The 8,882-nt window shown below is 72.9% G+C and carries 9 protein-coding genes and 1 pseudogene; 7 read left to right on the top strand and 3 right to left on the bottom strand.

Going from position 1 to position 8,882, the window contains the following annotated elements:
* The 7 genes and pseudogenes from AC30N0_RS02155 to AC30N0_RS02125 all read left to right on the top strand — a co-directional run.
* Positions 1-153 (top strand): annotated as a pseudogene (locus tag AC30N0_RS02155) (2-nitropropane dioxygenase); the annotation flags it as partial.
* Positions 134-2,221, top strand: a complete 2,088-nt coding sequence (gene ligA, locus AC30N0_RS02150; protein WP_489516295.1) for an NAD-dependent DNA ligase LigA — start codon at positions 134-136, stop codon at positions 2,219-2,221. The pseudogene AC30N0_RS02155 and the gene ligA, both read left to right, overlap by 20 nt.
* 4 nt (positions 2,222-2,225) lie before the next feature.
* Positions 2,226-3,134: an NUDIX hydrolase gene (locus tag AC30N0_RS02145; protein WP_489516294.1), complete on the top strand. Its 909-nt coding sequence runs from the start codon at positions 2,226-2,228 to the stop codon at positions 3,132-3,134.
* A 9-nt stretch (positions 3,135-3,143) separates the two neighbouring features.
* Positions 3,144-4,313: a CaiB/BaiF CoA transferase family protein gene (locus tag AC30N0_RS02140; RefSeq protein WP_489516293.1), complete on the top strand. Its 1,170-nt coding sequence runs from the start codon at positions 3,144-3,146 to the stop codon at positions 4,311-4,313.
* A gap of 11 nt (positions 4,314-4,324) precedes the next feature.
* Positions 4,325-5,113: an enoyl-CoA hydratase gene (locus AC30N0_RS02135; protein ID WP_489516292.1), complete on the top strand. Its 789-nt coding sequence runs from the start codon at positions 4,325-4,327 to the stop codon at positions 5,111-5,113.
* Between the two features lie 30 nt (positions 5,114-5,143).
* Positions 5,144-6,439, top strand: a complete 1,296-nt coding sequence (locus tag AC30N0_RS02130) for a Zn-dependent hydrolase (protein WP_489516291.1) — start codon at positions 5,144-5,146, stop codon at positions 6,437-6,439.
* A complete protein-coding gene (locus AC30N0_RS02125; RefSeq protein ID WP_489516290.1) occupies positions 6,436-6,930 on the top strand; it encodes an ureidoglycolate lyase in 495 nt (164 codons plus the stop codon). The genes AC30N0_RS02130 and AC30N0_RS02125 overlap by 4 nt, the downstream gene beginning before the upstream one ends.
* 28 nt (positions 6,931-6,958) lie before the next feature.
* Here AC30N0_RS02125 and AC30N0_RS02120 read toward each other — a convergent pair whose 3' ends face one another.
* From AC30N0_RS02120 to AC30N0_RS02110, 3 genes are all read right to left on the bottom strand, one after another.
* Positions 6,959-7,348 carry a GFA family protein gene (locus AC30N0_RS02120; protein WP_489516289.1) on the bottom strand — a complete coding sequence of 130 codons (390 nt, stop codon included), beginning with the start codon at positions 7,346-7,348 and terminating at the stop codon, positions 6,959-6,961.
* Between the two features lie 87 nt (positions 7,349-7,435).
* Positions 7,436-8,617: an amidase gene (locus tag AC30N0_RS02115; protein WP_489516288.1), complete on the bottom strand. Its 1,182-nt coding sequence runs from the start codon at positions 8,615-8,617 to the stop codon at positions 7,436-7,438.
* 31 nt (positions 8,618-8,648) lie between these two features.
* On the bottom strand, positions 8,649-8,882 hold a 234-nt coding region (locus AC30N0_RS02110; RefSeq protein WP_489516287.1), incomplete at its 5' end, for an oligopeptide/dipeptide ABC transporter ATP-binding protein.

Raw genomic sequence — 8,882 nt, 5'->3', positions numbered from 1 at the left:
TTCCCGCTCGCCACTGCCGCCATCGCGCCCCTGCGCGCCGCCGCCGAAGCGCGGGGAAGCGGCGACTTCTCGCCGCTCTGGTGCGGCCAGAACGCGAGCGGCTGTCGCCCCGTTCCGGCCGGCGAGCTGACCCGTGGCCTCGCCGGCGCCTGAGCCGGCGGCGCGGCAGGCGGCCGATCGCGCGGTCGAGCTGCGCGCCGTCCTGGCCCGCCACGCGCACGCCTACTACGTCCTCGACGCGCCGAGCATCCCCGACGCCGACTACGACGCGCTGTTCCAGGAGCTGCAGGCGATCGAGGCTGCGCATCCGGAGCTGCGCAGCGACGAGTCGCCGACGGCGCGCGTCATCGGCGCCGTCCTCGAGGGACTGCAGCCGGTGCGCCACGCGGTGCCGATGCTCTCGATCGACACCGAGACCGACACCACCGCCGCCGGCGCGGAGAAGTTCGACCAGCGCATCCGCCGCCTGCTCGGCCTCGGCGAGGCCGACCCGGCGGTGGCCTATGCGGCCGAGATGAAGTTCGACGGCCTGGCCATCAACCTCCGCTACGAGCGCGGTCGCCTGGTCCAGGCGGCGACGCGCGGCGACGGCGAGACGGGCGAGGACGTGACCCACACCGTCGGCACCATCGCCAGCGTGCCGAAACGGCTGAAGGGCGTGGCGCCCGAAGTGCTCGAGATCCGCGGCGAGGTCTTCATGCGCCGCGACGACTTCGAGGCCTTGAACGAACGGCAGCGGCAGCTGATCGCCGCCGGCGCCAAGGGCGAGAAGACCTTCGTCAACCCGCGCAACGCCGCCGCCGGCGCCGTGCGCCAGCTCGACGCCAGCGCAGCGGCGCGGCGGCCGCTCAGCTTCTTCGCCTACGGCCTGGGCGAGGTGCGCGGCTGGGAGCCGCCGCCGACGCAGACGCTGCTGCTGGCCGCGCTCGAGAAGATGGGCGCGCCGGCGAGCCCGAACCACGAACGCGTCGAAGGCGCGCCAGGCCTGGTCGCCTTCCACGACCGCGTCGCCGCCGAGCGCGACGCCCTGCCGTACGAGATCGACGGCGTCGTCTACAAGGTCGACGACCGCGCCCTGCAGGAAAAGCTCGGCTTCAAGTCGCGCGAGCCGCGCTGGGCGGTGGCGCAGAAGTATCCGGCGCAGGAGCGGACGACGCTGCTGCGCGGCATCGAGGTGCAGGTCGGCCGGACCGGCAAGCTGACGCCGGTGGCCAAGCTCGAACCTGTCTTCGTCGGCGGCACGACCGTCTCCAGCGCCACCCTGCACAACGAGGACGAGACGCGGCGCAAGGACGTCCGCATCGGCGACACGGTGATCGTCCGCCGCGCCGGCGACGTCATCCCCGAGATCGTCGGCATCGTCGCCGAGCGCCGGCCGAAGGACGTCGGCCCGCCCTACGACCTGCGCCGGCAGCTCGGCGGCGCCTGCCCGGTCTGCGGCAGCGCCATCGTCCGCGAGGAAGGCGAGGTCGACTGGCGCTGCAGCGGCGGCCTCTTCTGCGCCGCGCAGCGCAAGCACGCCATCCTGCATTTCGCCGGCCGCCGCGCGCTCGACATCGAAGGCCTCGGCGAGCGCATCGTCGACCAGCTGATCGAGGCCGGGCTGGTCCGCACGCTGCCCGATCTCTACCGCCTGACGCCGGCACAGCTGGAAGGGCTCGACCGCATGGGCGGCAAGAGCGCCGCCAACCTCGTCGCCCGCATCGAGGCGAGCCGGCAGACGACGCTGCCGAGGTTCCTCTATGCACTGGGCATCCGCCACGTCGGCGAGTCGACGGCCAAGGACCTGGCGCTGCACTTCGGCAACCTCGACCGGCTGAAGGCGGCGTCGGTCGAGCAGTTGCTCGAGGTCGCCGACGTCGGCCCGATCGTCGCCCGGAGCGTGCACGCGTTCTTCCAGGAGGCGCACAACCTCGCCGTGATCGACGGCCTGCGCCAGGCCGGCGTCCGCTTCGACGAGAACGCCGGCCGCGCCGAGGCGGTTCGGCTGCCGCTCGCCGGCAAGACCTTCGTCCTGACCGGCGCGCTACCGACGCTGAGCCGCGACGAAGCGAAGGACCTGCTCGAGGCGCGCGGCGCCAAGGTGGCGGGCTCGGTGTCGAAGAAGACCGACTACGTCGTCGCCGGCGCCAAGGCGGGCTCGAAGCTGGCCAAGGCCGAGGCGCTCGGCGTGGCGGTCATCGACGAGGCCGGCTTGCGCGCCTTGCTCGAGGCCGGCTGACTCCATGGCCACCGAGCCCTCCGGCGCGGGGCGGATCGACCCGCTGCAGCGTGCCGGGCCGACCGACTCGACCGACGCCGCCGACTGGCTGCAGCGGGCGCGGCGCGCCGCCGTGGCCCAGCCGGTGGCACCGCGGGCCGCGCTCATGCTGCAGTCGCACGAGGGGCCGATCGGCAGCATCGAAGCTTCCCTCGCCGAGCGCCTCGCCGCTGCCGGCCTGTCGATTGCGTCGCGCGATGCGGCCTGGGTGATCGCCGCACCAGCGCAGGCCTCGCTCGCCGCGACCGCGCGCTGGCTGCACGCGGCCGGGGTGTGCAGCCGCTGGCGCGACGAGCTGCTGCCGATCCGCGACCTGGGGGGAACCACGATCGCCTCGGTCGAACGCAGCGTCGTGCGTGCCCTCGGCATCCCGACCTTCGCCGCCCACCTGGTCGGCAGCAAGCCCGACGGCAAGGTGTGGGTCCAGCAGCGCGCCTTCGACAAGGCGACCGACCCCGGCGCCTGGGACACCCTCGTCGGCGGGCTGATCGGCGCCGGCGAGACGACGCTGTCCGCGCTGGCGCGCGAAACCATGGAGGAGGCCGGGCTGGAGCTGGCGCGGCTCGAGGCGCTCGTGCATGCCGGTCGCCTCGCGGTGCGACGGCCGGTGAGCGACGGCTACATGGTCGAGGACATCGAGGTCTTCCACGCCGTCGTGCCGGATGGCCTCGTGCCGGTGAACCAGGACGGCGAGGTCGAGCGCTTCGACTGCCTCGATGCCGACGCGCTGCGCGCCCGCCTCGCCGGCGGCACGTTCACGCTGGAAGCGGCGCTCGTCTTCGGTCTGCTGATTGAGCAGGGCACGATCCCTTCGGCGGCCGCCGCCGAGCGGCACCCCGGCCGCGTCAGGGGCTTGCCCCGGTCCTCGCGGTAGACTGATTTCATGCCTGCCTCGTCCGCCCTCTCGCATCTCACCGTCATCGACCTGACCCGCGTGCGCGCCGGGCCCACCGCGGTGCGCCAGCTCGCCGACTGGGGCGCGCAGGTGATCAAGGTCGAGATGCCGCCGGCAATGGACGACGGCGACGGCATCGGCGGCCCGCGCGAGGACAGCGACTTCCAGAACGTGCACCGCAACAAGCGTGGCATGACGCTGAACCTGAAGTCGCCCGAAGGCGTTGCCGTCCTGAAGCGGCTGGTTGAGCGCGCCGACGTGCTGGTCGAGAACTACCGGCCCGACGTCAAGCGCAAGCTCGGCATCGACTACGCCACGCTCTCGGCCATCAACCCGCGTCTCGTCTACGCCAGCATCTCGGGCTACGGCGAGGACGGACCGTACCGGCTGCGGCCCGGCTTCGACCAGATCGCGCAGGGCATGGGCGGGCTGATGTCGATCACCGGCCTGCCGGGGCAAGGGCCGGTGCGCGTCGGCATTCCGATCGCCGACCTGTGCGCCGGCATCTTCTGCGCGCACGGCATCTGCGTCGCCCTGCTCGAGCGCGAGAAGTCCGGCCAGGGGCAGTGGGTGAAGTCGTCGCTGCTGCAGGCGCAGCTCTTCATGCTCGACTTCCAGGCCGCGCGCTGGCTGATGAAAGGCGAGGTGCCGAAGCAGGCAGGCAACAACCACCCGACCTCGATCCCGACCGGCGTCTACCGCACGCGCGACGGGCACATGAACCTCGCCGTGTCCGGCGGGCGGATCTGGGTCCGCTTCTGCGAGGCGCTCGGCGCCCCGGAGCTGACCACCCACGCCGACTACGCCACGTCCGGCCAGCGCTCGAAGAACCGCGACGCGCTTCACGCCGAGATCGAGCGCCGCCTCGTCGGGCGCGACACCGCCGAGTGGGTGGACCTGTTCAACGAGGCCGGGGTGCCGAGCGGTCCGATCTATTCGATCGACCAGGCCTTCGCCGACCCGCAGGTGCAGCACCTCGGCATCGTGCAGAAGGTCGGCGAGGTGCCCTACCTCGGCCAGCCGGTGACGCTGAGCCGCACGCCGAGCCGGGTCGAGAGCCATCCGCCGGCGCAGGGCGAGCACACCGACGCGGTGCTCCGCGATCTCGGCTACGGCGACGCCGAGATCGACCGGTTCAAGCGCCAAGGCATCGTTTGAGGAGCCCCGCCGTGCCCAGCGAGAAGATGATTTCGAAGATCGAGGACGGCGTCGGCTGGATGATCTTCAACAACCCCGAGCGGCACAACGCGATCTCGCTCGAGATGTGGGAAGCGGCGCTCGAGATCATGGCCTCGTTCGCGGCCGACCCTTCCGTGCGCGTCATGGTCGTGGGCGGCGCCGGCGGCAAGGCCTTCGCATCGGGTGCCGACATTTCCAAGTTCAAGGACGAGCGCCAGGAAGCCGACGCCCTGGCCCGCTACCAGGCGACGACGCAGAAGGCCTACGCCGCGCTGCAGGCGATGACCATCCCGACCATCGCCAAGGTCCGTGGCTACTGCATCGGCGGCGGCACGGCGGTGGCGGTGTGCTGCGACATCCGCATCTGCAGCGAAGGTTCGAAGTTCGGCATCCCGGCGGCGAAGCTCGGGCTCGGCTACGGCCTCGCGCGCGCCAAGCCGCTGGTCGACCTGGTCGGCCCGGCGCACGCCAAGGAGATGTTCTTCACCGGCCGCCAGTTCGACGCCCGCGAGGCAGCGCGCATCGGCCTCGTCAACCGCGTCGTCGCCGACGACGAGCTCGACGCCACGGTCGACGAGCTGGCGCGGACCATCGCCGCGAACGCGCCCCTGACGGTGCGCTGCGCCAAGCTCGTCGTCGGCGAGACGCTCAAGGACGAAGGCGAGCGCGACGTGGCCGCCACCGAGCGCGCCGTGCAGGCGTGCTTCGCCAGCAACGACTACCGCGAAGGGCAGGCGGCCTTCATGGAAAAGCGCAAGCCGCGGTTCACCGGCACCTGAGCACGAACGGGCGGCGGAGGAGGACCGAGCATGGACATGCGCATCGTTCCCGCGGCGGCCGATCCGGCCGCGCCGAGCGACCCGGCCGCGCTGCACGTCGACGGCGCGCGGCTCTGGCGGCGCCTGATGACGCTCGCGAACATCGGTGCCACCGAAAAGGGCGGCGTCTGCCGGCTCGCGCTCACCGAGCTCGACCGCCAGGCGCGCGAGCAGTTCACGGCATGGGCGGTGGAGCGCGGCTGCACGGTGCGCGTCGACGCCATCGGCAACCTATTCGCGCGCCGCGCCGGCAGCGACGACAGCCTGCCCGCGGTGGCCACCGGCAGCCACATCGACACCCAGCCCACCGGCGGCAAGTTCGACGGCAACTACGGCGTGCTCGCCGGCCTCGAGGTGCTGCACGCGCTCGAGGATGCCGGGATCCGCACCCGCGCGCCGCTCGAGGTCTGCGTGTGGACCAACGAGGAAGGCTCGCGCTTCGTGCCGGTGATGATGGGCTCGGGCGTCTACGCCGGCGCCTTCAGCCTCGAGCACGCGCTGAAGGCCACCGACGCCGCGGGCACGAGCGTGCGCGAGGCGTTGCAGGCGATCGGCCAGGCCGGCCCCGCGCCGGCCGCGGTCGCCGACGGCGCGCCGCGCTTCGCCGCCTACTTCGAGGCGCACATCGAGCAGGGGCCGGTGCTCGAGGACGCCGGCATCACGATCGGCGTCGTCACCGGCGCGCTCGGGCAGCGCTGGTACGACCTGACCGTGACCGGCTTGGAGGCGCACGCCGGGCCGACGCCGATGGGCCTGCGCCGCGATGCCCTCCTGCCGGCCGCGGCGCTCATGCAGCGCGTCAACGCCATCGCCCTGGCCGAGCAGCCGAACGGCCGCGGCACGGTCGGCAGCGTCGACGTCTTCCCGAACTCGCGCAACGTCATCCCCGGCCAGGTGCGCTTCACGGTCGACTTCCGCCACGCCGACGACGCCGGGCTCGCCCGCATGGACGCGGCCCTGCGCGCCGCCGTCGCCGAGCTGGCGCGCCCCGGCGTCGAGATCGCCGTCGAGCAGGTCGTCTCCTTTCCGCCGCAGCCCTTCGACCCCGGCTCGATCGAGGCGGTGCGCGGCGCCGCCGCGCGCGCCGGCCTGTCGCACCTGGACGTCGTGAGCGGCGCCGGGCACGACGCCGTGTACGTCGCGCGCACCGCGCCGGCGGCGATGATCTTCGTGCCCTGCAAGGACGGTATCTCGCACAACGAGATCGAGGACGCCAAGCCCGAGCACCTGACGGCCGGTGCCGAGGTGCTGCTGCACGCCATGTTGGCGCGCGCCGGCATCGCATGATCGTCCTGCCGGTCGCGCCGATCACGGCCGCCGGCTTTGCAGCCTACGGCTGGCTGGCCGCAGGCGGTGACGCAATCGGGCGGCCGATCAACGACGGCACGAGCCGGCGCGTCGACGGTGCCGGGCAGCTGTCTCTCGCGGTCGACGGCGGCACACCGGTCCTGGCCGTGTTCCGCGCCCAAGCCCGCAACCCGAGGGGGCCCTGGCGCACGCTCGAGCGGCACCGCCTCGGCACGCAGACCTTCGTGCCGCTGGGCGGCGTGCGCTGCGCATTCCTCGTGGCCACCGGCGATGCGCGGCCCGAACCTTCGACCCTGGCCGCCTTCGTCGCGTCCGGCTCGCAGGCCGTGACCCTGCACGCGGGCACCTGGCACCACGGGCTGATCGCCGTCGACAGCGGCGACTTCGTCGTGATCGAGCGGGCCGCGGCGCACGTCGACTGCGAATTCGCCGACCTGGCCGAGCCGGTGACGCTCGACTGGACCGGCTGAAGCCGCCCTTCGGCAGGCGCGGCCCGGCCTAGAACCAGTAGGCGGCGACGCACTTGCCGTCCCGCGGCAGGTCGTCGAAGGTGTTCAGCCCGTCGAAGTGATCGATGGGAATCGACACCACGTCGTCGGGGTCGGCCAGACGAAGGTTGACCGCGATGCGCCGCCGACCTGCGTCGTCAAGCTTCAGCGCGCACCAGAAGGCGATGCAGCCGCACGCCGGGCAGAAGTTGAAGCTGAGCGCCTTGCCGCGAACGTACGCCTGGGTCTGCCCCGTGACCTCGATGCCTTCACCTTCATAGTCGTAGGCCCAGAGCGTGCCGTAGCGGCGGCATGCCGTGCAGTTACACGCGGTGGCACCGTCCGGGGTTCCTTCGAAGCGCCACCGGACGGAGCCGCAGAGGCAAGAGCCGTGGATCATGGATGTCACCCCCTTCGACTGCGGCGGGCCGGTGCAGCGAGGCTCCGCGCCGGCCCCCGGGATGGAGGCGATGCGTGTCGCGCGACGCTAGCCGACGATCCGCTCCGCCATCCGCACCAGACTGCGGTCGCTCCCCGCCGGCCCGAGCAGCGACAGGCCGAGAGGCGCCCCCAGCCGCGACCCGAGCGGCAGCGACAGCTGCGGAAACCCCGCCAGCCCGGCGAGGCACAGCATCCGCGTCGCCTGGTTGCGGTAGTCCTCGAGGCTGGCCTCGTCGGCATCGACCCCGGGTGCGATGTCGGGCATCGTCGGCATCAGCAGCACGCCGTCGCTGCCGAGCAGCGCTGCCAGCCTGGCGCGGAAGCGGGCGCGGAACTCGGTGGCCGATGCGACCTGCGCGTCGCTGACGGTGCTGGCCCAGGCGAAGCGCTCGGCGACGCCGGTGCCGAGCGGCGGCGCGAAGCGATCGATCAAGGGGCCGTCTGAGTTCCAGGCCTCGCGGCCTTGCAGGTAACGGAAGTTCCAGTACATCGGCTCGAAGCCGTCGAGCACCGCCTCGACCGGCCCGGCCTTGCCGAACAGCGCCTGGACCCGCCCGACGGGCGCGGCCTGCGCCTCGTGCACCTCCGCGGCGAGCAGGCCCCAGACATCGGCCGGCCAGAGCAGGCGTACCGCCGCCGGCAGCGGTGCCGGGTCGGCGCCGAGCAGCACGTCGGCGACGCGGGCGAAGGTGGGCACGTCGCGCGTGAACCAGCCGCAGGTGTCGAAGCTCGGCGCGAGGTCCATCACCCCCTCGAGGCCGATGCGCCCGTGCGTCGGTCGCAGGCCGACCAAGCCGCAGTGGTTGGCCGGGGCGCGGACGCTGCCGCCGGTGTCGCTGCCGAGCGCGAAGTCGCAGAGCCCGTTCGACACCGCCGAGGCCGAGCCCGACGACGAGCCGCCGCTGATCCGGTCCGGGGCGGCCCCGTTGATCGGCGAGCCGAAGTGCGCGTTCTGGCCGGTCATGGAGAAAGCCAGCTCGTCGGTGATCGTCTTGCCGGCGAAGCGCGCGCCGGCGTCGAGCAGGCGCTGGACGGTGGACGCGGTCGCGGCCTTGATGCCCGACATCGCCAGCACGAACGGCTGGCCGCCGCTGGTCGGGTAGCCGGCGACGTCGAACAGGTCCTTGACGGCGAACGAGAGGCCCGAGAGGGGCCCGGCCTCGGCGTGCGGGACCGGTGCGTCCGGGTAGGGCATGAAGGCACGGGAGGCGTCTCGGCTGTTCGGCATGGCGTTCTCGCTCGGGTGAAGAGGCTGTGGCTCAGGGGCCCGCGGCGGCGATGTCGGCCGGCGGCACGGGCGCCATCAACCTGGGGTCAATGGCCATGCCGGCGGTGACGTCGGTGCGCAGGCAGCGGGCCCGGTGCACGGGGCCGAGATGCACCAGCGGCGGCCGGGTCTGCCGGCACGCGTCGATCGCAAGCGGGCAGCGCTCGGCGAAGGCGCAACCCGGCGGCAGGGCCGAGAGGTCGGGTGGCGCGCCGCCGATCGTCTC

Source organism: Rhizobacter sp. (assembly GCF_031412495.1).
In the GTDB taxonomy this organism is placed as follows: Bacteria; Pseudomonadota; Gammaproteobacteria; order Burkholderiales; family Burkholderiaceae_C; genus Schlegelella_A.
This window is presented reverse-complemented; position numbering and strand designations above follow the sequence as displayed.

What these genes read in the sequence shown, in the direction of transcription:
- AC30N0_RS02145 (WP_489516294.1), top strand. Translation starts at nt 2,226, where the DNA reads ATGGCCACCGAGCCCTCCGGCGCGGGGCGGATCGACCCGCTGCAGCGT.
- AC30N0_RS02140 (WP_489516293.1), top strand. Translation starts at nt 3,144, where the DNA reads ATGCCTGCCTCGTCCGCCCTCTCGCATCTCACCGTCATCGACCTGACC.
- AC30N0_RS02130 (WP_489516291.1), top strand. Translation starts at nt 5,144, where the DNA reads ATGGACATGCGCATCGTTCCCGCGGCGGCCGATCCGGCCGCGCCGAGC.
- AC30N0_RS02125 (WP_489516290.1), top strand. Translation starts at nt 6,436, where the DNA reads ATGATCGTCCTGCCGGTCGCGCCGATCACGGCCGCCGGCTTTGCAGCC.
- AC30N0_RS02120 (WP_489516289.1), bottom strand. Translation starts at nt 7,348, where the DNA reads ATGATCCACGGCTCTTGCCTCTGCGGCTCCGTCCGGTGGCGCTTCGAA.
- AC30N0_RS02115 (WP_489516288.1), bottom strand. Translation starts at nt 8,617, where the DNA reads ATGCCGAACAGCCGAGACGCCTCCCGTGCCTTCATGCCCTACCCGGAC.